This is a genomic window from Streptococcus infantis (genome assembly GCF_000963255.1).
Lineage (GTDB): Bacteria > Bacillota > Bacilli > Lactobacillales > Streptococcaceae > Streptococcus > Streptococcus nidrosiense.
Genome location: NZ_JYOV01000005.1, coordinates 106249 through 130236 on the forward strand (window position 1 = coordinate 106249; position 23988 = coordinate 130236).

A 23988-nucleotide genomic window follows, 5' to 3' on the forward strand; every position below is an offset into this window, starting at 1 on the left:
AGTTCATTTTTTTAGTTTCTAGTCTAATTTCGGCTTGTAGAAGGAACGATTGTCCATAGCAAAGACTTTATTGGTCATTTCTCCCTCATCAACAAGGGCCAGAGCTGTTGTCATCATCATCATGCTGGCATCCAAATTATCAATCATATGAATAATTTCTGCTTCCATCACTCGAGGACGAACTGGACTACCATACTCAAGGAGACCATGGTGACTGAGAATGACATGGCGAAGAAGTACAACTTCTTCTCTGGTATCATCAATGCCAAGTTCCATTACCGCTTTAGTAATTTCGCTATCAATCAGAGCGATATGACCGATAAGGTTTCCTCTTACTGTGTACTCTGTCTGGTCAGGACCTGTCAACTCAATAACCTTGGCAAGGTCGTGCAACATAATTCCCGCATAGAGCAAGCTCTTATTGAGCTGAGGATAAATATCTGCAATTGCTTCTGCCAAACGAACCATAGTGGCAGTATGATAAGCAAGACCTGTTTCAAAAGCATGATGGTTGGTCTTAGCAGCTGGATAAGAGTAGAATTCCTTGTCATACTTGGTGTAGAGATTTCGAACAATTCGCTGCCAAATTGGATTTTCAATTTTAAAAATCATCTGCGCCATATATTCACGAATCTCTTTGGCATCTACTGGAGATTTAACCTTGAAGTCCGCTGGGTCGTTGGGTTCGCCAGGTTGTGGTAAGCGAAGGGTGATTTGATTAACCTGAGGCGTATTGTTGTACACTTCACGACGACCTTGCATATGAACTACTTTCCCTGCTGTAAAGGTTTCAACATTGTGGGGTTGAGCATCCCAGAGCTTCCCTTCGATTTCTCCACTATCATCTTGGAAGGTGAAGGCTAGGTAGTTTTTCCCAGCACGTGTCTGTCTCAGGTCAGCTGACTTAATCAGGTAAAAGCCTTCAAAAAGCTCATCTTTCTTCATGTGACTAATCTTCATATTCTTCCTCATCTTCTTGGAATTGGAGCAAATCAAGCGCAGGCTCACCTTCTGATAACTCAATGTGACGAAGCGTTCGCTCGATAGCTGTAGTACGACGGTTTAATAAATCATCAATATTGCCAGAGGCATGTTGGAGATGTTTTTGTGCCTTGACCAGAATACCTCCAAACTTGCCAAATTCTGTTTTGACACTAGCTAGGGTTTTACTGATATGGTCAGCACTCTTTTGGATATTGAGTGTCTTGAAGCCAACTGATAGAGAATTGAGTAGGGCTGATAAGGTACTTGGACCTGCAACGATAATTTGCTCCTCCCGTCTCAAATCATCAAAGAAAATTGGATTGCGAACAATTTCTGAATAGAGACCTTCTGTCGGAACAAACAAGACTCCAAAATTGGTTGTTCGAGGTGGCGCCAGGTACTTACTCTTGATATCCTTGGCAAAACGCTTGACGCTTGCTAGGAGAGACTTACGGCAGCGCTCGATTTCATCCTTATCACCTGCTTCATAGGCTTCTTCCAGACGGTAATAATCCGCCAGGGGAAACTTAGAATCAATCGGTAGATAAACATATTCCTGGTCACCTTGCCCAGGTAACTTGATGGCGTATTCCACACGTTCACTAGAGTTTTCAACAGTAGCAAATTCTCGTTCATACTGGGCAGGTGTCATGATATCTTCAATAATCTGTCCCAGTTGTAATTCACCCAGAATTCCTCGGGTCTTGGTTCCAGAAAGAACTTTATTAAGCGCACCGACATCACGCGCCACCGTCTGCATTTCACCTAGGCCTCGATTGACAGATTCCAGTTGTTTGGAAACTGTCTCAAATGAAGCCTGCAAGCGTGTCTGCAAGGTCTTTTCTAATTTCTCCTCGACCGTTTGGCGCATCTGTTCCAAGCGTTGCTCATTTGATTCCTGCAAGGCCTGTAGTCGTTGGTCAGTCTTATCTCTTGTTTGAAGGAGGTTCTCATTCATTTCCTGCCGAACTTGAGTTAAGCCCTGGTGCAATTCAATACGCACCTCCTGCAAACGGTCGCTGACAGCCACTTCCAAGTCTTTTTGATCTAGCTGACTAGCTTGTCTGGCTTGTTCAAATCGATAATCTAGCTGGTCTGATAGGTTATCTGCTTGGTCCTCCAAACTCTTGGTCAGATATTTTTCCTGCTTGTCCTGCCTTTGCCAAATGAGAAAGAGGCCGACCAGATTAGCAACTAATAAAACAACAAGTAAACTTTCCATCCTACCTCCTATCTTTGCTATGCAAGACGACCACATAGCCATCTGGGCAAGTCACTGACACTTCCCTATCTATATATTCGTTAGAAGCATAAACTTTCTTAAAGAAAAAATTCTCCTCTATCAGTTCATACTTGGCACCGAGTATTGTCAAACGACTATCCCTCACAGGCATAAAGGCCAAATAATCATAGTCCGAACGTGGTTCAAGTTGACTGGTCCCTTCTGGACAGTAACGAATCAAATTTTGCCCATCCTCAATCTCTATTTGACGCATATAGGGCGCCAATTTAGGATTGCTAGGCAGAAAGACATTAGCCAACATATGGTCAATGCGACTACCTAGGGCACCAAAAATGGTTACCTGAGCTTGCGGATTTTTTTCAAAAATCGTTAGAAGCGCCAGTTCTAGATCTGTATCATCTTTTTCTGGCTGAGCTTGGACAAAGTGCTGGGCATGTTTTTGAATCAACTGACGTTCTTCTACAGTCACAGAATCAAAATCCCCAACGGCTAAAGCAAGAGGAAGTTTTTCCTCCAATACCCAAAGTGAGCCTCGATCCACACCGACATAGCAATCAAAATCTGTTCGATAGTGACCACGGTCTCCACCAGCAAAAACTGCAACTCTAGTCCAGTTCTTTTCTGAGAGCTTGCACTCGTTCATTGACATCTCCCTTAAAGACATAGGATCCTGCTACAAAAACTGTTGCACCAGCTTCTTTGGCTTGAGCAATGGTTTTATCATCAATCCCACCATCCACTTCGATCTCAAAGTTCAAATCTTTTTCCTCACGAAGGGAAACCAATTCACGTATCTTATCCATGGTTTCTGGCAGAAATGCTTGCCCACCAAAGCCAGGATTCACCGTCATAACTAATACTTGGTCAACCAAATGAAGAACATGCTTGATAGCTTCAACAGGCGTACCAGGATTGATGACTACCGAAGGTTTAACACCGAGAGAACGAATCTTTTGAAGAGCGCCATGGATATGAGGTGTTGCCTCGACATGGATGCTGATAATATCTGCTCCCGCACGCGCAAAATCTTCTAAATGATGTTCGGGATTTGATACCATCAAGTGGCAGTCAAAGACCATCTTGCTATGAGGGCGAAGGCTTTCAACCACACCTGCACCAAAACTGATTTGTGGCACAAAGTGACCATCCATGATATCGATATGGGCGTATTCTGCCCCAGTTGCTTCTAGGCGTTTAATTTCACGTTCAAAGTTGGCATAATCTGCTGCCAGAATTGACGGAGCAATCTTGTATTGAGACATAGGTTTCTCCTTATTTTGGAATTTTTTTGCTGACTTTTTTATAAGTTTCTCTACGATTTTCAATCTCACTGAGGAATTGCAAATAGTTGTCAAAACGGAAGGTAGCAATGATCCCCTCTTCTACTGCTGGTTTCACTGCGCAAGATGGCTCATGGGTATGAGTACATGTACGGAACTTGCAGTCTCGACTGACACTAGCAATTTCTGGAAAGGCTAGATTAAGGTCTTCTGCTGTTGTTACTTCGTAATCCAGCGATGAAAAACCTGGTGTGTCTGCAATCTTACCACCATTGAGATTGTAAAAACTAACTGCTCGAGTAGTATGACGACCGCGACCCAGACTATCAGAGATTTCTCCTGTTTCGAGATTGAGATCTGGTGCGATTTTATTGAGGAGGGTTGACTTCCCAACACCCGTCTGCCCCATAAAGACCGTAACTTTATCTGTCAACAAGGGCAAGAGTTCCTCTTTACTCGTCACAAAATCGTAACCAATAGCACGATAGGTCTGCTGGTAAAAATCCAGTTCTCCCCCATCTTCCAGTAAGTCCATTTTGGAAATATAGACGATAGGATGAATGTCCTTGTGCTCTAAAAGAACCAAGAAGCGATCCAGCAAGTTGCTATTAAAGTCAGGTTCTTTGACCGACATGATAACCACAGCTTGGTCAATATTGACAATTGGTGGACGAACCAGACTGTTTTTCCGTTCATGAATCTTGAGAATATAACCTTCGGAATTTTCCTCCGCAGAAAAATCTACCCAATCTCCAACGTAGGGCGTGTGACCTTTTTTACGGAAATTCCCACGCGCGCGTGTCTGATAGACCTGACCCTCATTTTCCACATAGTAGAAGCCGGCCAAGGCTTTAATAATTTGTCCCTGCATCTTAGAGTCCTTGTCCTTTAAGCGCATCTGCTAGACTGGCAAATTCTTCTAAGCCAAGAGCTTCACCGCGTACACTTGGGGATAGTCCGGTCTGGTCCAAAGCCCTAGTCAACTTATCCTTGACTTCTTCAGTCTTGCCAAAGTAACCTGTCAAGTTGTTCCACAAGGTCTTGCGACGATGGGTAAAACTAGCCTTGGAAACCTTAAAGAAGAAGTTCTCATCTTTTACTGCTACAGCCGGTTCTGGACGACGCACCATTTTCAAGATGGCTGAGTCAACATTCGGAGCTGGCACAAATACTGTACGAGGTACAATAAAGGCAACCTTGGCTGTCATGTAATATTGAACGGCAATCGACAAGCTACCGTAAGCCTTGGTATTTGGTTGAGCAGAGATACGATCCGCCACCTCTCTTTGCATCATGACCACAAACTCACTAAAAGGAATCCCACTTTCGATCAAGTGCATGAGAATAGGGGTCGTGATGTAATAAGGCAAGTTTGCCACTACCTTGATGGGTAAGTCAGGATTTTTGAAATTCTGGATATGCTGCGCCAAATCAACCTTGAGAATGTCTTCGTTAACTACGGTTACATTGTCAAAATCACGCAAGGTATCAGCTAAAATTGGTACCAAGCGATGGTCAATCTCAAAGGCCATAACTTCAGCTGCACGCTCAGCCAAAAATTCCGTCAAGGCACCAATCCCTGGCCCGATCTCAATGACATTGACCTGGCCATCAATTTCAGCCGTATCAACAATTTTTTGAAGGATATTGGTATCGGTCAAGAAATTTTGTCCGAAGGACTTTTTAAAAGTAAAGCCGTGACGCTCCAGCACTGCCTTGGTCACGCTATAATCTGCAATTCTCATTTATTCTCTTTTCTATTTATTAGCTAAAAATAATATATAAAACCCACATAATTCCTAGTGCCAACAAAATCCAAAACACTAAAAGAACACGAGGCTTGTTCCCTTTTGAATCAGATCCAGTCATATCAAGCACTTTCTTATCTTCTTGGGGGTTCATTTTCTTCAGTTCATCCTGATAGGCAACCGAATCTAGAATATTGTCTTCTGGCAATAATTCTGAAGCATAATAATCAGGAAAGCCCATAGCAAGACCAATTAAGTTCTCTTCTGTCAAAGAAAAATCTAAATCTTTGGGTTGATTTTCCCGAATAGCCCGGATATTTTTTAACAGTTTATCAGAAACAACAGACACTTGGTCCATAAAAACAACATCTAAAAGATCAAATCCGAGTACATCACCGTCTTTGACATTTGCAAGAATATAACGGACAAAGTCATCATATAGTTGCACGGATTGCGGGGCATTCTCTTCTAAAAAAGATCGGTTTTTGAGGGCATTCTGCTGGAATTTTTCAATAGAAAGCAAGATATCTACATTCTGCTCTTGGTAAAATCTTTCTGCTTGCTCTTCATCTTCTTCCAGTTTTTCTGCTGTTTCCCAGAGAGCAATAGGAGCTTTTAAATCTTCTTCATCCCAAAACAATTGCCAAAAATAGGGTATTGTGTAAATTCCCTCTGTTAGAATACGGGCTTCATCTTCGTTTTTTAAGTAAATATAAGTTCTATTTGCCATATCATTTTCTTTCACAATCTTTGAAAAAGGTTAGTGGTTCAAGTAGGATGTAGATAAAACTATATAGTTTCCCAATGTAAAGAAACTCTCTAATCTTTAGCTCTACCTTCTAGTTCCTCACTGAGCTCTTGCATCTCTTTAAAAGCGGTTAGACTAACATAGGCACCCGCTTCATAGTATTCCGTTGGATTAATGGCATAGTCAAAAACTTCAATCATGCCTCCCGCTTCTTCAATCATGCCATTCCATTTTTCGTCAAAGACCATTCGCAGACGTTTCCAATCGGTAAATACCGGCACAGAATTTCTGCCATCTTTTCCTTCTTTGACTGGAATGTTGAAACTAGAATCTTTTTCTAAAACGAAGGAATTTCCTTCCTGACTATCGCCCTTAAATTCCGAAGCCGCATCTAGAGGAATTAGGAATTTAGCTTTCGGCATAGCTTCTGAAAAGAACTTATAATAGAGCTTATAAATTACTTCTTCATCTTCTGTCGTCGGGCTATCCAATTGTCCCATCAACAACATCCATCTTACTAGGTCAGGATTCATTACAGGAACTTGTATTTCTGGTAAATCAGAAAAATCTGGTTTTTGAACCAAGGCAGGAGCGCTGATGCTGACTTCCTTAGAATTAAAGATTGCTCCCAAGGCACCATTTAAGTAAAAGGCTGTCCCAAGGAAATTCTCAATCCCTTTTTTATCTTCCGTATTTTCAATCAGTTTTACCACTGAGTTTGGTCGACCATCAATGGTTTCCTGAAATTGGCGATACCAAGATGGGGTCAAAAGCATAATCATGGGATCAGTACACAGATAACCTTCCTCACCTCTGTCATAGGTCGTTGAGAAAAGGTAAGGTTCGCCTGTTTTTTCCGAATAAACTGCATAAACTGAATCTACTGCTAACAACTTGTCTTTGACGATTTCCGCTAGACGTTCCAACTTGCGAGTGTTGGCTTGATAGCTTTCTTCGCTTTCAGTTTCCTGATTTTGACGGCATTTCCATAAAAAGAGACGTAAAATCTCTACACTGTCATCAAGGCTAGCTGCCAAATAGTCTTCATTAGTCAATTGACCCTCTTGAATGGCTACAAAAGCACGATACAGAGCATCTGAATAGCTTGATAATTTTTGCTCTTCCTCAACACCTGAACTAAAGAGCACACTTCCTTTTTTCAATTTATCCAAAGAAGGAAGCCTATCAACCACTAGATGCGCGAGAACTTCATCAGTAAGACTATCTGCATCTTTGTTTTGACTGCTAAGCTTTTTAACCTCTACAGTACCAAGAGTATCCATTCCTTGGTCAGGATTGCAAAACTGCAACTGATCCCCAACCTTGATACTACCTTCTAGACTTCCAACAATCAATAATTGATTCGTTTCCTTCATCGGGAACAAATCTAGAACACCAATACATGCATTGTTTTTAGATTCTTCTCTTTCTTTCTGTGCTTCACTTATTTCAGTTGCCTCTGCAGTTTCTGTCTTTTTTAAAAAATCAAAGATTCCCATAACTTTTCCTCACTAACTCCATACAAGGCTAATCCTGTGGAGCACTTTTCTAATGCTTGCTATCAAGCCTGATTAAACCGTATATGATTACTTCTATTGTATCATATTCCCCCTACATTTTGGGACGGTTTCTCAATTCTCATACGACTTCATGGCATCTTCAACTTCAGCTAAACTGATGCCGAATAATTCCAAACGCTTGAGAAGTTGCTTCCCATTGGAATAACCAATACGAAGGCTTTCTCCTAGATATTCTCTGCGTTTTCGGCTATCTGCGCCTGCTAGAAAACCAAGACGAATCAAGTCACTACGGCTAATGTCAAAGTCGCTTTCTGCTTCAAATTGCTCTGTGACTTGTTCCAGCGCTGTTTTCAAGTCTTCATAACTGGCATGTTCGATTCCTAGGGAACGTCCTTTGGTCTTGGACTTTGGCACTGCCTCATCACGTTTGAGAAAAGCGTGTTGAACTGTTGGAACAGCCGTCATAATCATCCGGCGAATGCGTTCCCCATTAAAGTCAGGATCTGTAAAGACAATCACCCCATGACGTTGATGTAGACGTTGGATTCGTTCAAGATCTTGCTCATTGATAGCAGAGCCACGAGTCTCATAGGTCTCCACATCAAAATAACGTTTGAGATTGGCCGTATCATCACGCCCTTCGACTACGACGACTTGGGAAATTTTCTTTTTCATAATTTACTTTCCAGTCCAAAAATTCGTTCCGCATTTGCACTTGTCGCAGCAGCTAATTCTTCTGTCGATACGCCACGCAAATCTGCAATAAAGTCCACTACATAGCGCGTGTAAGCTGTCTTGTTTTCACGACCACGCTTGGGAACGGGTGCCAAGTAAGGCGCATCTGTCTCCACCAAAATCTTATCCAAAGGTAACTCTTTGGCAGCCTCCTGAATGTCTGTCGCTTTTTTAAAGGTAACCACTCCAGAAAAGGAAATGGTCATACCTAACTCCACAAACTTTTCAGCCCATTCCAGAGAACCTGAGAAGGAGTGCATGATGCCGCCACGGGGACCGACTCCCTCACTTTTGATAATCTCATAGGTATATTCGAGCGCATCACGGGTGTGAACTACAAAAGGTAAGTCCAATTCCTTAGATAGCTGAATCTGACGACGGAAAACTTGCTCCTGCACTTCTTTAGGGGCTGTCATCCAGTGATAGTCCAAACCAATCTCACCCAGGGCAACAACTTTAGGATGTTTTAGTTTTTCCAGCAAGTAATTCTCAACTTCCCTTGTATAGGTCCCTGCTTCTGTCGGATGCCAACCAATCGTCGCATAAAGTTGGTCATATTCTTCCACCAATTCCAAGGCTCGCTCAATGGTCGGTTTATCAAATCCAACAATATTCATCCGAGTTACACCCATTTCAGCTGCTAAGGCTATTTCTTCTGCTTCTCTTCCTGAAAATTCTTCCACATTCAAGTGGGTATGTGTATCAAAAATCATGTATATTCCCTCGTTTTTTCTACCTTCTATTATACCAAAAAACTAGTCTCATTCTTATAGGAAAAAATATTTTGAAATCATTCATTTTTTCTTGACGACTTATTTTCATAGCAGTATAATAACTCTTGTTGAAATTTTCAGAAAAGGAAAGAAAATGTTTACGAAATTAAAATATACCTTTATTGGTCGTCCCCTTAAGTCCTTAACTGAAGGCGAGGGAGGACTACTTGGAAAAACACAGGCACTTGCAATGCTTTCAAGTGATGCCCTATCTTCTATCGCTTATGGACCTGAACAGGTCGTTCTTGTCTTGGCTAGCCTATCTCCACTTGCTATTTGGTGGAGTCTCCCTATCGGCATTTTTGTCCTCTTGCTACTTGCTAGCCTGACCATTTCCTACCGACAAATCATTCATGCCTACCCTCAAGGTGGGGGTGCCTATATGGTAACACGAGAAAATCTTTCTCCTGAGCTCGGTTTGATTGCCGGTGGAAGCTTGCTTGTTGACTACATGCTAACAGTTGCCGTATCCGTCGCTGCAGGTGCTGATGCGATCACAGCAGCACTTCCTGCTCTCCATCCCTACAACCTCCACATCTCCATTTTTCTGGTCTGTTTACTCATGCTTTTGAATCTGCGAGGCTTGAGGGAATCTGCTAGTTCTCTGATGATCCCTGTCTATCTCTTTATCTTTAGTACGGTCTTCCTCTTATTGTTTGGTATTTTCCAACTATTGACAGGTTCTCTCAGCTATCATGCAACTTCCTCTATTGGTCAAACTGTCCCAAGTCTCTCAATCGTCCTGATTTTAAGAGCCTTTACCAGCGGTTCAGCTTCATTAACCGGGGTTGAAGCCATCTCAAATGCCGTTCCATTTTTCAAGACTCCTAAAGAGAAGAACGCTGCTCAGACACTGACCATCATGTCTCTGATTCTTGGATTTCTATTTGCAGGAATTACCTTCCTAAACTACTGGATGGGGATTACACCTCAACACGGAGAAACAATCCTCTCACAAATGGCTAAAGGAATTTTAGGGGATTCAGCTCTCGGCCAAGTTGTTTATTATCTCTTCCAATTCTCAACTGCTCTAATCCTAGCCGTTGCTGCAAATACTGGTTTTTCTGCCTTTCCGATGTTGGCTTACAATATGGCTAAGAACAAATACATGCCCCATCTCTTTATGGAAAAAGGAGACCGCCTTGGTTATTCAAACGGTATTTTGACCTTAGCCTTTGGCGCTATGATTCTTCTGCTCATTTTCAACGGAAATACAGAACGCTTGATTCCTCTCTATACTATCGGAGTTTTCGTACCTTTTGCACTTTCTCAAACAGGGATGATTCGCCACTGGAAAAAAGAAAAAGGCTCTCAATTCTTGAAGTCAGCTTTTGCAAATATCCTCGGAGCCATCATTTGTTACGCTATCGTTCTTATCTTACTCTTCTTCAGACTTGGAGATATCTGGCCATTCTTCCCTATTATCCTGGTCTTAACCTTCCTCTTTTTGTCTATCCACAGTCATTACCAAAAAGTGGCCAAACAGCTTCGACTTTATGAAGGGATTCAAAAACAAAGCTACGATGGCAATGTCGTCCTTGTCTTAGTAGGAAATGTTACTCGAGTCAGTGTTGGAGCGATTAATTACGCTCAAAGCATAGGAGATGAAGTTTTGGCCATGCACATTTCCACCAAGGAAACCGAAGAAAAAGACCAAGAAATCCTCCAAGAATTTGCCGACTACTTCCCAAATATCACTCTAAAAAACATTAATACTAGCTATCGCGATATCATCACACCTACAGTTCGCTATGTTCGAAAAATTTCTCAAGAAGCCAAGAAAAAGAACTACACAGTTACAGTTCTAGTTCCCCAGTTTATCCCTAACAAACCTTGGCAAAATATCCTACACAATCAAATGAGCCTCAAATTAAAATATGCTCTCAGATGGCACGAAGATGTCGTCGTTGCCAGCTACTCTTATCATTTGAAAGAATAAAGAAAAGCTCAAAATCAGAAATTCACCTTCTGATTTTGAGCTTTTTTCTATATGTTGTCTTTCCAATACATCTGCTGAAGTTTTTATTCTAAAACAGGTATTTTAGAAAATTCACTTTTTTAGGTAACAGAAAAGCCAGTAGACTCGAGTTCCTACTGACTTCTTTGTTGAATTCGTTTGGATTATGCAGCCAAAACTTTGCGTCCTTTACGACGACGAGCTGCCAATACGCGACGACCGTTTTTAGTTGACATACGGTTACGGAATCCGTGTTTGCGCGCACGACGTAGTTTACTTGGTTGATAAGTACGTTTCACGATGAATACCTCCTCATAGATTTTGTATTCGTTTAGCCGGCTATAAAGTGATCAGTTACTAAACATACTTTACTATTCTATCTGATTCTTTCGCATTTGTCAATAGCTCTGGCAAATGTTTCCAGCTTTTTTGCTATGAAAACCTTATCTACGATACTGCTTCAAGAAACGAGTCATCTTTTCTTGGATTTGTGCTAACTCATCTACGCGTGGCAGATAAACGATACGGAAGTGATCTGGCTCTTTCCAGTTAAATCCTCGTCCATGAACCAAAAGCACCTTCTCTTGCTTCAAGAAATCAAGAACAAACTGTTCATCATCATCGATACGATACATATTGCGGTCAATTTTAGGGAAGATATAAAGACCCGCTTTAGGTTTAACCGCAGACAAACCTGGGATATCTTGAATGGCATTATAAATGAAGTTTCTTTGCTCGTAGATACGACCACCTGGCAAGAGCAATTCGTCCACCGATTGGTGACCACCGAGTGAAGTTTGAACAACCTGTTGAGCCAAGACGTTGGAACAAAGGCGCATGTTTGAAAGCATGTTGAGACCTTCAATATATCCCTTTACATGATGTTTAGGTCCAGACAAGACCATCCAACCTACACGGAAACCAGCGATGCGGTGAGATTTAGACAGACCATTCATGCTGACACAGAAAAGGTCTGGAGCCAAACTTGCTACTGGTGTGTGGACATTGCCGTCCATAACCATACGGTCGTAAATTTCATCCGCAAAGATAATCAAGTCATTTTGACGAGCAATCTCAATGATATCTAGTAAGAGTTCTTTAGGATAGAGGGCTCCCGTTGGATTATTTGGATTGATTAAAACGATAGCCTTAGTATTTGAACTAATCTTAGACTTAATGTCATCTAGGTCTGGATACCATTCAGCTTCTTCATCACAGACGTAGTGAACAGCATTTCCTCCAGCCAAGCTAACTGCAGCTGTCCAAAGTGGGTAGTCAGGCATTGGAACCAAGACTTCATCGCCATTGTCCAAGAGACCTTGCATGGACATAACAATTAGCTCACTAACACCATTTCCAAGATAGATATCATCAATACCTACATTTGGGAATTTTTTGAGCTGACAGTACTGCATAATAGCTTTGCGGGCTGAAAAGATACCTTTTGAATCTGAATAACCTTCACTATCACGCGCATTCATAATCAAATCATGGATAACCTCATCTGGTGCGGTAAAACCAAACTCAGCTGGGTTCCCTGTATTCAAGCGGAGGATTTTTTCTCCATTTGCTCGCATACGCATGGCTTCCTCAAGAACTGGTCCACGAATATCATAAGCCACATGCTCTAATTTGATTGATTTGTTAAATTCTTTCATTTGATTTCCTCAATTCATCAGGATAGTTAATATTATACCACTTGATAGAAAAATCGTAAATCGCCCAGTACTATTCCACAAAAAAACCTTGCTTAACGCAAGGTAAACAGAGCAAGGTCGATTTCTTTCTATTTTTGGGAGAAGAAAGAGAAAAATATGCACCTCTAGTAAGATATACATCTAAATCTAAAGTCTCGCATATAAACTTCGAATCGAAACGAAGGCATCGTTATGGATGATAGTTGCATGGACTCATGAATTTCTTCCTGTGTCCAGCAAAACGCAAAGAAAAAATAAGTCGACTCAACAAACAACATAGACGATGTCTGGGCTAATTCGAGTCTGTTTGTAAAGAATTTTACCATATCACTGACTTCTTTTCCCTGCCCTGTCACTTAGTATTATACACTAAAACTTTTGCATTTTCAAATAAGTACATATAAAAAGAACTCTTTTTAAAGCGTCACTTAAAAATTTATACTCAATGAAAATCAAAGAGCAAACTAGGAAGCTAGCCGCAGGTTGCTCAAAGCACGGCTTTGAGGTTGCAGATAAAGCTGACGTGGTTTGAAGAGATTTTCGAAGAGTATTAATTGAATATGATTCTGCTTTGGCAATAAAAAAGAGAGAACCATGTGATTCTCTCAGATTTTACTACTACAAATATCTAGAACGAAATTTAATTTCGCCAGATTATTTCGTAATTTCAGCCAACATTTTTTCAATATGTTGAATTGATTTTTCACGTCCAAGCAAGTAGATGGTATCTGGCAATTCAGGACCATGCATTTCACCTGAAACGGCGATACGGATTGGCATGAAGAGATTCTTCCCTTTGATACCTGTTTCTTTTTGGACTGCTTTGATTTGTGGGAAGATATTTTCTACCACAAACTCATCTTCTGACATAGCTTCAAGTTTGGCTTTGAAGGCTTCAAGTACAGTTGGCACCGTTTCACCAGCCATGACTTCTTTCTCAGCTTCTGTCAATTCTGGGAAGTCTGAGAAGAAGAGGTCTGTCAATGGAACGATTTCATCCACTGACTTCATTTGTGGTTTGTAGAGTTCCACCAATTTTTCAGCCTTATCTGTCAAGCGTCCTGCTTCTTCAAGGAATGGTTTGGCCATTTCAAAGATGGTCGCAAGATCCGCATTCTTGATATACTCATTGCTCATCCAGTCCATTTTCTTTTGGTCGAAAGCTGCTGGAGACTTGCTAAGGCGGTTTTCATCAAAAAGTTTGATCAGTTCTTCGCGAGAGAAGATTTCGTCTTCCCCACCAGGGTTCCAACCAAGAAGAGCGATAAAGTTAAAGACTGCTTCTGGCAGGTAGCCCTTCTTACGGTAGTCTTCGATGAACTGAAGAGTATTGGTATCACGTTTAGACAACTTCTTACCAGTCTCAGAGTTGATAATCAAGGTCATGTGACCGAACTCTGGAGCTTCCCAACCAAGAGCCTCATAAACCATAAGTTGTTTTGGTGTATTAGCAATGTGGTCATCTCCACGGATAACGTGAGAAATTTGCATATCGTGGTCATCGATCACAACGGCAAAGTTGTAAGTTGGGTAGCCATCTTTCTTTTGAATAACCCAGTCCCCACCGATATTGCCACCTTCAAATTCGATATCACCTTTGACCATATCATGCCATTTGTAGATACCAGACTCATTAACTGCCAAACGAACCGTTGGGATGATTCCTGCTGCTTCACGTTCTGCAACATAAGCTGCTTTTTCTTCCTCGCTCATACCAAGGTATTCGTTAATGTAACGAGGTGTTTCACCAGCTGCTTCTTGGCGTTCACGTTCAGCTGCCAACTCTTCTTCAGTGACGTAAGATTTGTAGGCTTTCCCTTCGGCTAGCAATTGATCGATGTATTTTTGATAGAGTTCCAAACGCTCTGATTGTCGGTAGTTTTCATGAGTTTCTGGACTTTCATCCCAATCCATGCCCAACCAACGAAGGTTTTCAAGCTGAGAACGTTCTCCATCTTCGACGTGACGTTTGCGGTCTGTGTCTTCGATACGGATGATAAAAGTTCCACCATGGTGGCGTGCATACAAGTAGTTAAACAATGCTGTACGGGCATTTCCGATGTGTAGTAGTCCTGTTGGACTTGGTGCATAACGCACACGAATATCTTTTGACATATCTTCTCCTATAAAGTCTCTAGGCGTCTGCCTTTTTGCTCTCTATATTATATCACAAGTCGTGCCAGAGTCCAATTTCTCTTTTCGAGAAATAGAAAAAAGAGTGGTAAAACCACTCTTCTCAGCTCTATTATAGACGAGCGTTGAGTTCTTTGCTCAATTCTTCAAATCCTGGTTTACCAAGAAGGGCAAACATGTTACGTTTGTATGCTTCAACACCTGGTTGGTCAAATGGGTTGATAGCATTCAAGTAACCTGAAAGGGCGATAGCCAATTCGAAGAAGTAGATAGTGTAGCCAAGAGTGAAAGCATCTTGCTCAGGAAGAGTCACGTACATGTTTGGTACGTCACCGTCAGTGTGGGCAAGAAGAACACCGTCAGTTGCTTTTTTATTAACGAAGTCAACGTCTTTTCCTTGAAGGTAACCAAGTCCGTCAAGATCTTCTTCCAAAGTAGGGATGATCACGTTCTTACGTGGTTTGTCCACACGGACAACTGTTTCAAACATGATACGAGTTCCTTCTTGGATAAATTGACCCAATGAGTGCAAGTCTGTTGAGAAGTTAGCTGAAGTTGGGTAAATACCTTTTTGGTCTTTCCCTTCTGACTCACCAGCCAATTGTTTCCACCATTCTGAGAAGTATTGAAGTGATGGCTCGTAGTTTACCAAGATTTCAGTAGCATATCCTTTACGGTAAAGGATGTTACGAACTGCAGCGTATTGGTAAGCTTCGTTTTCTGAAAGTTTGTCTGATGTGTAATCTTTACGAGCAGCATTCGCACCTTCCATAAGGGCTTTGATATCTGCACCTGATGCAGCGATTGGAAGCAATCCAACTGCTGTCAATACTGAGAAGCGTCCACCGATATCATCTGGAACTACAAAAGTTTCCCAACCGTTAGCATCTGCTTCAACCTTAACTGCACCTTTTTGGCGGTCAGTTGTTGCATAGATACGTTTGTTAGCTTCTTCTTGACCGTATTTCTTCACCAAGAGTTCTTTGAAGACACGGAAAGCGATGGCTGGTTCAGTTGTTGTACCTGATTTAGAAATCACGTTTACTGAGAAGTCTTTATCTGAAACATACTCTACCAAGTCAGCAAGGTAAGTTGATGAGATTGAGTTCCCAGCGTAAAGTATTTGTGGTGCTTTGCGTTCTTCTTTGGTTTGCAAGTTTGCAAAATGGTGGTTCAAGAAGTCAATGGCTGCTTTAGCTCCAAGGTATGATCCACCGATACCGATAACAACCAAAACATCGCTGTCTGATTTGATTTGCTCAGCAGCTTTCAAGATGCGGTCAAATTCTTCGCGGTCGTAGTTTTCAGGAAGGTCCAACCAACCCAAGAAGTCGCTACCAGCACCAGTTCCTTTACGGATCAATTCGTCTGCTGCTGTAACTTGTGCTTGCATGTACTCCACTTCATGTGGTGCAACAAATTTGTCTAATACTTTTGAATAATCAAATTTAATATGTGACATAGTATTCCTCCAAAATTTCTTCCTTTCTATCATAACGCTTACTAACAATTTTTTCAAGTTTTTAGAAAAAAATAGCATAAAAATCTAGTTATCCGCATAAAAACTGGACTTATCACACTTTATCAAGGTCAAAACCACTCAATTTACTACTAATTTACTACTTATGAATGAGCTTTGATACGACGATTTATCCTTGAAAAGTGAAGATATAAAGATACTTCCAATAAAATTTGAATATTTAATAGGTAGACACTTCAAAAAATGAGGTGTCTATTTTTTTACCCGATTTTGAAAGGAAGTGAACTTATGAAAACAAAAAATCAAGAATCAAAAGGTCGTTCCCCACTCTTTAAGACCATCAAACATTCATTCAGCCAATAAAAAAGAAAGGATAGGTAAAAATATGGAACTTAAATTTGTGATTCCCAACATGGAAAAAACATTCGGCAATTTAGAATTTGCTGGCGAGGATAAAGTCGTTCAGCGAAGAATCAACGGACGGCTAACTGTCTTATCAAGAAGCTATAATCTCTATTCTGATGTTCAAAGAGCAGATGATATTGTGGTGGTGCTTCCTGCTGAAGCTGGCGAAAAACATTTCGGCTTTGAGGAACGTGTGAAGTTAGTCAATCCACGTATTACCGCAGAGGGCTACAAAATCGGCACTCGTGGTTTTACAAATTACCTTTTACATGCTGACGACATGATAAAAGAATAAAGAAAGAGAGGAAAAATGATGAGATTAGCAAATGGCATTGTATTAGATAAAGACACGACTTTTGGAGAATTGAAATTCTCTGCTCTACGTCGTGAAGTGAGAATCCAAAATGAAGACGGGTCGGTTTCAGATGAAATCAAGGAACGTACCTATGACTTAAAATCCAAAGGACAAGGACGCATGATTCAAGTAAGTATTCCTGCCAGCGTGCCTTTGAAAGAGTTTGATTATAACGCACGGGTGGAACTTATCAATCCCATTGCGGACACCGTTGCTACTGCCACCTATCAAGGAGCAGATGTTGACTGGTATATCAAGGCAGACGATATTGTGCTGACAAAGGATTCTAGTTCATTCAAAGCTCAACCACAAGCAAAGAAAGAACCGACACAAGACAAATAGTCGCTAGGTAGAAAGGAGACTTTTTCGCATGAAACAGCGTGGTAAAAGGATTCGCCCATCTGGTAAAGATTTAGTCTTTCATTTTACGATAGCGTCACTCCTGCCTGTTTTCCTGCTGGTTGTCGGACTGTTTCATGTGAAGACAATCCAGCAGATCAACTGGCAGGATTTTAACCTATCACAAGCAGATAAGATTGACATTCCCTATTTAATTATCAGTTTCAGTGTCGCAATTCTTATCTGCTTGCTGGTAGCGTTTGTATTCAAACGGGTTCGCTATGATACGGTTAAACAACTTTACCACCGTCAAAAACTGGCAAAGATGATACTTGAAAACAAGTGGTATGAATCTGAACAGGTCAAAACAGAGGGTTTCTTTAAAGATAGTGCTGGTCGTACAAAGGAAAAGATAACCTACTTCCCTAAAATGTATTATCGACTTAAAAATGGCTTGATACAGATACGGGTGGAAATCACGCTGGGAAAATATCAAGACCAACTCTTACACTTGGAAAAGAAATTAGAGAGTGGCTTGTACTGTGAGCTGACGGATAAAGAGTTAAAGGATTCCTATGTGGAATATACTTTGCTCTATGACACCATAGCCAGTCGTATTTCTATTGATGAAGTAGAAGCTAAAGATGGTAAACTTCGCTTAATGAAAAACGTATGGTGGGAATATGATAAGCTCCCTCATATGTTGATTGCTGGTGGTACAGGTGGCGGTAAAACTTACTTTATACTGACACTGATTGAAGCCTTGCTTCATACAGATTCAAAACTGTATATTCTTGACCCGAAAAATGCTGACCTTGCGGACTTAGGTTCTGTGATGGCAAATGTCTACTATAGAAAAGAAGACTTGCTTTCTTGCATTGAAACATTCTATGAAGAAATGATGAAACGTAGTGAGGAAATGAAGCAGATGAAGAACTATAAGACTGGCAAAAATTATGCTTACTTAGGTCTCCCGGCACACTTCTTAATCTTTGATGAATACGTCGCTTTCATGGAAATGCTGGGAACAAAAGAAAACACCGCAGTTATGAATAAGCTGAAACAGATTGTCATGTTAGGTCGTCAAGCTGGCTTCTTTCTAATACTGGCTTGTCAACGTCCAGACGCAAAATATTTAGGCGACGGAATCCGTGATCAGTTTAATTTCAGAGTGGCTTTAGGTCGTATGTCTGAAATGGGCTATGGCATGATGTTTGGCAGTGACGTACAAAAGGATTTCTTCTTAAAGCGAATCAAAGGTCGTGGCTATGTTGATGTAGGAACAAGTGTCATATCAGAGTTTTATACTCCCCTTGTACCAAAAGGATATGATTTCTTGGAGGAAATTAAAAAGTTATCCAACAGCAGACAGTCCACGCAGGCGACGTGCGAAGCGGAAGTCGCAGGTGTGGACTGATCTTGCTGGCTGGTGTGGCAATAGCCACGCCAGCACTTAACCCCCCGTATCTAACAGGGGGGTACAAATCGACAGGAAACAGTCAAAAAAACATTAGAAAATCCTTTGGTTACAAGGGATTTACAAAATTTCAGCGTATGTCAAATGGGCTTTAAAAGTTGACATACGCCTTTTTGATTGGAGGGATTTTTACTGAATGAACAAACTTGGTTACAGCATTTAAAAGAAAAACGCTTGGCTTATGGACTATCTCAAAACCGTTTAGCTGTTGCGACTGGTATTACAAGGCAGTATCTAAGCGATATTGAAACAGGAAAAGTCAAGCCATCAGAGGATTTACAGCAGTCCCTTTGGGAAGCTCTGGAACGCTTCAATCCCGACGCTCCCCTTGAAATGCTGTTTGATTATGTAAGGATTCGCTTTCCGACAACAGACGTACAGCAGGTGGTCGAAAACATCTTACAACTGAAACTGTCCTATTTTCTTCATGAGGACTATGGTTTCTATTCTTATTCAGAGCATTATGCTTTAGGCGACATATTCGTCCTTTGCTCCCATGAACTGGACAAAGGAGTTCTGGTGGAATTGAAAGGTCGTGGGTGCAGACAATTTGAAAGCTATCTTCTGGCACAACAAAGAAGCTGGTATGAGTTCTTTATGGACGTTTTGGTGGCTGGCGGTGTGATGAAACGCCTTGACCTTGCCATTAACGATAAGACAGGGATTTTGAATATCCCTGTACTCACTGAAAAGTGCCAACAGGAAGAATGTATCTCCGTCTTCCGCAGTTTTAAAAGCTATCGCAGTGGCGAACTGGTACGCAAAGAGGAAAAGGAATGTATGGGAAACACCCTCTATATCGGTTCATTACAAAGTGAAGTTTATTTCTGTATCTATGAAAAGGACTACGAGCAGTACAAGAAAAATGATATTCCCATTGAAGACGCAGAAGTAAAAAACCGTTTTGAGATTCGATTGAAAAATGAGCGTGCCTATTATGCAGTCCGTGATTTACTCGTCTATGACAATCCAGAGCATACCGCCTTTAAAATTATCAATCGGTATATCCGTTTTGTAGATAAAGACGATTCCAAACCTCGTTCTGATTGGAAACTGAATGAAGAATGGGCTTGGTTTATTGGGAACAATCGTGAACGATTAAAACTAACCACAAAACCAGAGCCTTACTCCTTCCAAAGGACGCTGAACTGGCTATCTCATCAAGTTGCCCCGACCTTAAAGGTTGCGATTAAACTTGATGAAATCAACCAGACGCAGGTTGTAAAAGACATTCTCGACCATGCGAAACTGACAGACCGACACAAGCAGATTTTGAAGCAACAGTCAGTAAAAGAACAGGACGTGATAACAACAAAAAAATAACTCAAATACAAATTCATTGAATATAGAGAGGAGAACATTTTTATGAATTTTGGACAAAACCTTTATAACTGGTTTCTATCAAACGCTCAATCACTGGTGCTTTTAGCAATCGTTGTGATTGGCTTGTATCTTGGCTTCAAGCGTGAGTTTAGCAAACTGATTGGCTTTTTAATTATTGCGATTATTGCGGTTGGCTTAGTCTTCAACGCTGCTGGAGTAAAAGACATTTTACTAGAGCTATTCAATCGCATTATTGGTGCTTAAATAAAACCGTTCTTTTGTGGAATATAAGTGGTTTTCTTATGTTCCGCAAAGGAATGGTACACCAAACGAAGTGCGGTAGGGATTTTTGAATCTCTACAAAGAAAGGACGTGAATATATGGACGATATGCAAGTCTATATTGCGAATTTAGGCAAATACAATGAGGGCGAATTGGTCGGTGCGTGGTTTACCTTTCCCATTGACTTTGAGGAAGTCAAAGAGAAAATCGGCTTGAATGATGAATATGAGGAATACGCCATTCATGACTACGAGTTACCCTTTACGGTTGACGAATACACTTCCATTGGCGAACTCAATCGACTATGGGAAATGGTATCGGAATTACCCGAAGAATTACAATCGGAGCTATCTGCTCTGCTCACTCATTTTTCAAGCATTGAAGAACTAAGCGAACATCAAGAGGATATTATCATTCATTCCGATTGTGATGATATGTATGACGTGGCACGCTACTACATTGAAGAAACGGGTGCTTTAGGCGAAGTACCAGCTAGTCTTCAAAACTATATTGATTATCAAGCCTATGGTCGGGATTTAGACCTTTCAGGAACGTTTATCTCAACCAATCATGGGATTTTTGAAATCGTCTATTAAATCTGTCGGTACATTACTACTGGCAGATTTTCTATTTTACGGGGTGGCTCAATCAGCTACCCCTATTTTTTATGAAAGGATTGATTACATGAAGAAAATACGAAGCTATACCAGTATCTGGTCTGTGGAAAAGGTACTGTATTCTATCAATGATTTTAGACTTCCGTTTCCCATAACCTTTACGCAAATGACATGGTTTGTCGTGTCACTCTTTGCAGTGATGATACTTGGCAACTTGCCCCCTCTTTCCATGATAGAGGGAGCATTTCTCAAATACTTTGGGATTCCTGTGGCTTTCACATGGTTAATGTCTACAAAAACTTTTGATGGTAAAAAGCCTTATGGATTTTTGAAGTCTGTCATTGCTTATGCACTGCGACCAAAGCTGACCTATGCAGGAAAAAAAGTAACGCTTGGCAGAAACCAGCCACAAGAAGCCATTACAGCAGTTAGGAGTGAATTTTATGGCATATCCAATTAAATACATTGAAAACAATCTCGTCTGGAATAAAGACGGGGAATGTTATGCTTACTATGAGCTTGTTCCTTACAATTACTCATTTCTAAGTCCAGAACAGAAAATACAAGTGCATGATTCTTTCAGACAGCTTATCGCACAAAATCGTGATGGCAAAATTCATGCTTTACAAATCAGTACAGAATCCAGCATACGTTCTGCACAAGAGCGTTCCAAAAATGAAGTCACTGGCAAGCTCAAAGCGGTTGCCTATGACAAAATCGACCAACAGACAGACGCTTTAATATCCATGATTGGCGAAAATCAAGTGAACTACCGTTTCTTTATCGGCTTTAAGTTGCTTCTCAACGATCAGGAGTTTTCTATGAAAAGTCTTACCGTTGAAGCAAAAAATGCTTTGTCTGATTTTGTCTATGATGTGAACCATAAGCTGATGGGCGATTTTGTTAGTATGAGTAATGATGAAATCCTGCGTTTTCAGAAGATGGAAAAGCTCTTAGAAAATAAAATCTCTCGTCGTTTCAAAATCCGCAGGTTAGATAAGGACGACTTCGGCTATCTGATTGAACACCTTTACGGACAGACAGGCACTGCCTATGAAGAGTATGAGTACCATCTATCAAAGAAAAAGCTGGATAATGAAACGCTGATTAAATACTATGACTTGATTAAGCCTACTCGCTGTTTGGTGGAAGAAAAACAGCGATATTTGAAAATCCAGCAGGAAGATGAAACCGTCTATGTAGCTTACTTTACCATTAACAGCATTGTCGGAGAACTGGACTTCCCGTCCTCTGAAATCTTCTACTACCAGCAACAGCAATTTACATTCCCGATTGATACGTCAATGAATGTGGAAATTGTAGCGAATCGTAAAGCCCTATCTACTGTCCGCAATAAAAAGAAAGAACTGAAAGACTTGGATAACCACGCTTGGCAAAGTGATAATGAAACCAGCTCCAATGTGGCGGAAGCTCTGGAAAGTGTGAATGAGCTGGAAACCAATTTAGACCAAAGCAAGGAATCTATGTACAAGCTGTCTTATGTGGTAAGGGTATCAGCAAATGATCTTGACGAACTCAAACGTCGTTGTAATGAAGTGAAAGATTTTTATGACGATTTAAGCGTAAAACTGGTACGACCATTTGGGGATATGCTCGGCTTACATGAAGAATTTTTACCTGCCAGCAAGCGTTATATGAATGATTATATTCAATACGTGACCTCTGATTTCCTCGCTGGTTTAGGTTTTGGTGCTACTCAAATGCTGGGGGAAAATGAGGGGATTTATGTTGACTACAGCTTAGATACTGGACGCAATGTCTATCTGAAACCTGCTCTTGCCAGTCAAGGGGTTAAGGGTTCAGTAACCAATGCGTTAGCGTCGGCTTTTGTTGGTTCGCTGGGTGGTGGTAAATCCTTTGCGAATAACCTTATCGTCTATTATGCGGTGCTTTATGGGGCACAAGCAGTGATTGTAGACCCAAAAGCAGAACGTGGCAGATGGAAAGAAACCTTGCCAGAGATTTCCCATGAAATCAATATCGTCACTCTGACTTCTGATGAGAAAAACAAAGGCTTACTTGACCCTTATGTGATTATGAAAAATCCCAAAGATTCTGAATCACTGGCTATTGATATTCTGACATTCCTTACGGGGATTTCCTCTCGTGATGGGGAACGCTTCCCAATCCTTAGAAAAGCCATTCGTGCAGTAACCAATAGTGAAGTACGAGGGTTGATGAAAGTGATTGAGGAATTACGGGTTGAGAATACGCCACTAAGTACCAGTATAGCCGACCATATCGAAAGTTTTACAGACTATGACTTTGCACATTTATTATTCAGTAATGGTTATGTGGAGCAGTCTATCAGCTTAGAAAAACAACTGAACATTATACAGGTTGCGGACTTGGTACTTCCCGACAAGGAAACTTCCTTTGAGGAATATACCACTATGGAGCTTTTATCCGTTGCTATGCTGATTGTCATTAGTACCTTTGCTTTAGACTTTATCCATACAGACCGAAGCATTTTCAAGATTGTAGATTTAGACGAAGCATGGAGCTTTTTACAGGTAGCACAAGGAAAAACACTATCTATGAAGCTGGTTCGGGCTGGTCGTGCTATGAACGCTGGGGTATATTTCGTGACCCAAAATACAGACGACCTCTTAGATGAAAAACTGAAAAATAACCTCGGCTTAAAATTTGCATTTCGTTCCACTGACCTTAACGAGATTAAAAAGACCTTAGCCTTTTTTGGTGTAGACCCAGAGGACGAAAACAATCAGAAGCGATTGCGTGATTTGGAAAACGGGCAATGCCTTATCAGTGATTTATATGGTCGTGTCGGTGTGATACAGTTCCACCCTGTATTTGAAGAACTGCTCCATGCCTTTGATACCAGACCACCTGTGCGAAAAGAGGTGTAAA

Annotated in this window: 23 protein-coding genes; 9 read left to right on the top strand and 14 right to left on the bottom strand. The window is 41.0% G+C overall.

All coding sequences use genetic code 11. The features are described 5' to 3' along the window. Nucleotides 1–18: 18 nt before the first annotated feature. The 10 genes from TZ96_RS02145 to TZ96_RS02190 form a co-directional block, all read right to left on the bottom strand. Nucleotides 19–960: a 3'-5' exoribonuclease YhaM family protein gene (locus TZ96_RS02145; RefSeq protein WP_000703215.1), complete on the bottom strand. Its 942-nt coding sequence runs from the start codon at nt 958–960 to the stop codon at nt 19–21. Next, nucleotides 950–2206, bottom strand: coding sequence for a DNA recombination protein RmuC (gene rmuC, locus TZ96_RS02150; RefSeq protein ID WP_045762705.1), 1257 nt, complete (start codon nt 2204–2206; stop codon nt 950–952). Before rmuC ends, TZ96_RS02145 begins: the two co-directional genes overlap by 11 nt. 1 nt (nt 2207) lies before the next feature. Then, nucleotides 2208–2870 carry a thiamine diphosphokinase gene (locus TZ96_RS02155; RefSeq protein WP_045762706.1) on the bottom strand — a complete coding sequence of 221 codons (663 nt, stop codon included), beginning with the start codon at nt 2868–2870 and terminating at the stop codon, nt 2208–2210. Further along, nucleotides 2833–3489, bottom strand: coding sequence for a ribulose-phosphate 3-epimerase (gene rpe / locus TZ96_RS02160; protein WP_045762707.1), 657 nt, complete (start codon nt 3487–3489; stop codon nt 2833–2835). Before rpe ends, TZ96_RS02155 begins: the two co-directional genes overlap by 38 nt. Nucleotides 3490–3499: 10 nt before the next feature. Continuing rightward, nucleotides 3500–4378: a ribosome small subunit-dependent GTPase A gene (rsgA, locus tag TZ96_RS02165; protein WP_045762708.1), complete on the bottom strand. Its 879-nt coding sequence runs from the start codon at nt 4376–4378 to the stop codon at nt 3500–3502. A 1-nt stretch (nt 4379) separates the two neighbouring features. Beyond that, nucleotides 4380–5252 (bottom strand): 16S rRNA (adenine(1518)-N(6)/adenine(1519)-N(6))-dimethyltransferase RsmA, encoded by an 873-nt coding sequence (rsmA, locus tag TZ96_RS02170; protein ID WP_045762709.1) that lies wholly within the window; start codon nt 5250–5252, stop codon nt 4380–4382. A gap of 19 nt (nt 5253–5271) precedes the next feature. Then, nucleotides 5272–5985, bottom strand: coding sequence for a hypothetical protein (locus TZ96_RS02175; protein WP_045762710.1), 714 nt, complete (start codon nt 5983–5985; stop codon nt 5272–5274). A gap of 89 nt (nt 5986–6074) precedes the next feature. Then, on the bottom strand, nt 6075–7502 hold the full coding sequence (locus TZ96_RS02180; protein ID WP_045762711.1) for an SseB family protein: 1428 nt from the start codon (nt 7500–7502) through the stop codon (nt 6075–6077). 132 nt (nt 7503–7634) lie between these two features. Beyond that, nucleotides 7635–8198, bottom strand: coding sequence for a ribonuclease M5 (rnmV, locus tag TZ96_RS02185; protein WP_045762712.1), 564 nt, complete (start codon nt 8196–8198; stop codon nt 7635–7637). After that, a complete protein-coding gene (locus TZ96_RS02190; RefSeq protein WP_045762713.1) occupies nt 8195–8971 on the bottom strand; it encodes a TatD family hydrolase in 777 nt (258 codons plus the stop codon). Before TZ96_RS02190 ends, rnmV begins: the two co-directional genes overlap by 4 nt. Before the next feature lie 154 nt (nt 8972–9125). Here TZ96_RS02190 and TZ96_RS02195 point away from each other — a divergent pair, with 154 nt between their 5' ends. Further along, the gene (locus tag TZ96_RS02195) at nt 9126–10970 is read left to right on the top strand and encodes an APC family permease (protein WP_045762714.1); all 1845 of its coding nucleotides are present in this window, start codon (nt 9126–9128) and stop codon (nt 10968–10970) included. Between the two features lie 182 nt (nt 10971–11152). Here the strand turns inward: TZ96_RS02195 and rpmH are convergent, their stop codons facing one another. From rpmH to TZ96_RS02215, 4 genes are all read right to left on the bottom strand, one after another. Further along, nucleotides 11153–11287, bottom strand: coding sequence for a 50S ribosomal protein L34 (gene rpmH / locus TZ96_RS02200; protein WP_000831905.1), 135 nt, complete (start codon nt 11285–11287; stop codon nt 11153–11155). 144 nt (nt 11288–11431) lie between these two features. Further along, nucleotides 11432–12646 carry a pyridoxal phosphate-dependent aminotransferase gene (locus tag TZ96_RS02205; RefSeq protein ID WP_045762715.1) on the bottom strand — a complete coding sequence of 405 codons (1215 nt, stop codon included), beginning with the start codon at nt 12644–12646 and terminating at the stop codon, nt 11432–11434. A 693-nt stretch (nt 12647–13339) separates the two neighbouring features. Continuing rightward, entirely contained in the window at nt 13340–14800 is a 1461-nt protein-coding gene (gene gltX, locus TZ96_RS02210) for a glutamate--tRNA ligase (RefSeq protein ID WP_045762716.1), read from the bottom strand. Nucleotides 14801–14930: 130 nt separating this feature from the next. Then, nucleotides 14931–16280 (bottom strand): glucose-6-phosphate isomerase, encoded by a 1350-nt coding sequence (locus TZ96_RS02215; RefSeq protein ID WP_000018249.1) that lies wholly within the window; start codon nt 16278–16280, stop codon nt 14931–14933. A gap of 403 nt (nt 16281–16683) precedes the next feature. On the opposite strand from TZ96_RS02215, the gene TZ96_RS02225 reads away from it, so the two are divergent. From TZ96_RS02225 to TZ96_RS02260, 8 genes are all read left to right on the top strand, one after another. Next, nucleotides 16684–16998 (top strand): YdcP family protein, encoded by a 315-nt coding sequence (locus tag TZ96_RS02225; protein WP_000420682.1) that lies wholly within the window; start codon nt 16684–16686, stop codon nt 16996–16998. 15 nt (nt 16999–17013) lie between these two features. Further along, on the top strand, nt 17014–17400 hold the full coding sequence (locus tag TZ96_RS02230) for a YdcP family protein (protein ID WP_000985015.1): 387 nt from the start codon (nt 17014–17016) through the stop codon (nt 17398–17400). Between the two features lie 28 nt (nt 17401–17428). Then, entirely contained in the window at nt 17429–18814 is a 1386-nt protein-coding gene (locus TZ96_RS02235) for an FtsK/SpoIIIE domain-containing protein (protein WP_000813488.1), read from the top strand. 177 nt (nt 18815–18991) lie between these two features. Next, nucleotides 18992–20197 carry a MobT family relaxase gene (mobT, locus tag TZ96_RS02240; RefSeq protein ID WP_000398284.1) on the top strand — a complete coding sequence of 402 codons (1206 nt, stop codon included), beginning with the start codon at nt 18992–18994 and terminating at the stop codon, nt 20195–20197. A 42-nt stretch (nt 20198–20239) separates the two neighbouring features. Further along, a complete protein-coding gene (locus tag TZ96_RS02245; RefSeq protein ID WP_001009056.1) occupies nt 20240–20461 on the top strand; it encodes a hypothetical protein in 222 nt (73 codons plus the stop codon). Between the two features lie 116 nt (nt 20462–20577). Further along, a complete protein-coding gene (locus TZ96_RS02250) occupies nt 20578–21075 on the top strand; it encodes an antirestriction protein ArdA (RefSeq protein ID WP_000342539.1) in 498 nt (165 codons plus the stop codon). An 88-nt stretch (nt 21076–21163) separates the two neighbouring features. After that, complete coding sequence (locus tag TZ96_RS02255; protein WP_241768472.1) at nt 21164–21556, top strand: conjugal transfer protein; 393 nt, start codon at nt 21164–21166, stop codon at nt 21554–21556. After that, complete coding sequence (locus TZ96_RS02260) at nt 21540–23987, top strand: ATP-binding protein (RefSeq protein WP_045762718.1); 2448 nt, start codon at nt 21540–21542, stop codon at nt 23985–23987. The genes TZ96_RS02255 and TZ96_RS02260 overlap by 17 nt, the downstream gene beginning before the upstream one ends. Nucleotide 23988: the final 1 nt, after the last annotated feature.

Bases quoted from the DNA above. Each gene is read 5' to 3' on its own strand.
- TZ96_RS02215 (WP_000018249.1), bottom strand. From the start codon at position 16,280: ATGTCACATATTAAATTTGATTATTCAAAAGTATTAGACAAATTTGTT.
- TZ96_RS02155 (WP_045762706.1), bottom strand. From the start codon at position 2,870: ATGAACGAGTGCAAGCTCTCAGAAAAGAACTGGACTAGAGTTGCAGTT.
- TZ96_RS02235 (WP_000813488.1), top strand. From the start codon at position 17,429: ATGAAACAGCGTGGTAAAAGGATTCGCCCATCTGGTAAAGATTTAGTC.
- TZ96_RS02175 (WP_045762710.1), bottom strand. From the start codon at position 5,985: ATGGCAAATAGAACTTATATTTACTTAAAAAACGAAGATGAAGCCCGT.
- rmuC (WP_045762705.1), bottom strand. From the start codon at position 2,206: ATGGAAAGTTTACTTGTTGTTTTATTAGTTGCTAATCTGGTCGGCCTC.
- TZ96_RS02205 (WP_045762715.1), bottom strand. From the start codon at position 12,646: ATGAAAGAATTTAACAAATCAATCAAATTAGAGCATGTGGCTTATGAT.
- TZ96_RS02245 (WP_001009056.1), top strand. From the start codon at position 20,240: ATGAATTTTGGACAAAACCTTTATAACTGGTTTCTATCAAACGCTCAA.
- TZ96_RS02260 (WP_045762718.1), top strand. From the start codon at position 21,540: ATGGCATATCCAATTAAATACATTGAAAACAATCTCGTCTGGAATAAA.
- rnmV (WP_045762712.1), bottom strand. From the start codon at position 8,198: ATGAAAAAGAAAATTTCCCAAGTCGTCGTAGTCGAAGGGCGTGATGAT.
- TZ96_RS02180 (WP_045762711.1), bottom strand. From the start codon at position 7,502: ATGGGAATCTTTGATTTTTTAAAAAAGACAGAAACTGCAGAGGCAACT.
- TZ96_RS02255 (WP_241768472.1), top strand. From the start codon at position 21,164: ATGAAGAAAATACGAAGCTATACCAGTATCTGGTCTGTGGAAAAGGTA.
- TZ96_RS02230 (WP_000985015.1), top strand. From the start codon at position 17,014: ATGATGAGATTAGCAAATGGCATTGTATTAGATAAAGACACGACTTTT.
- TZ96_RS02195 (WP_045762714.1), top strand. From the start codon at position 9,126: ATGTTTACGAAATTAAAATATACCTTTATTGGTCGTCCCCTTAAGTCC.
- TZ96_RS02225 (WP_000420682.1), top strand. From the start codon at position 16,684: ATGGAACTTAAATTTGTGATTCCCAACATGGAAAAAACATTCGGCAAT.
- rpe (WP_045762707.1), bottom strand. From the start codon at position 3,489: ATGTCTCAATACAAGATTGCTCCGTCAATTCTGGCAGCAGATTATGCC.
- rsgA (WP_045762708.1), bottom strand. From the start codon at position 4,378: ATGCAGGGACAAATTATTAAAGCCTTGGCCGGCTTCTACTATGTGGAA.
- TZ96_RS02250 (WP_000342539.1), top strand. From the start codon at position 20,578: ATGGACGATATGCAAGTCTATATTGCGAATTTAGGCAAATACAATGAG.
- rsmA (WP_045762709.1), bottom strand. From the start codon at position 5,252: ATGAGAATTGCAGATTATAGCGTGACCAAGGCAGTGCTGGAGCGTCAC.
- TZ96_RS02145 (WP_000703215.1), bottom strand. From the start codon at position 960: ATGAAGATTAGTCACATGAAGAAAGATGAGCTTTTTGAAGGCTTTTAC.
- TZ96_RS02190 (WP_045762713.1), bottom strand. From the start codon at position 8,971: ATGATTTTTGATACACATACCCACTTGAATGTGGAAGAATTTTCAGGA.
- gltX (WP_045762716.1), bottom strand. From the start codon at position 14,800: ATGTCAAAAGATATTCGTGTGCGTTATGCACCAAGTCCAACAGGACTA.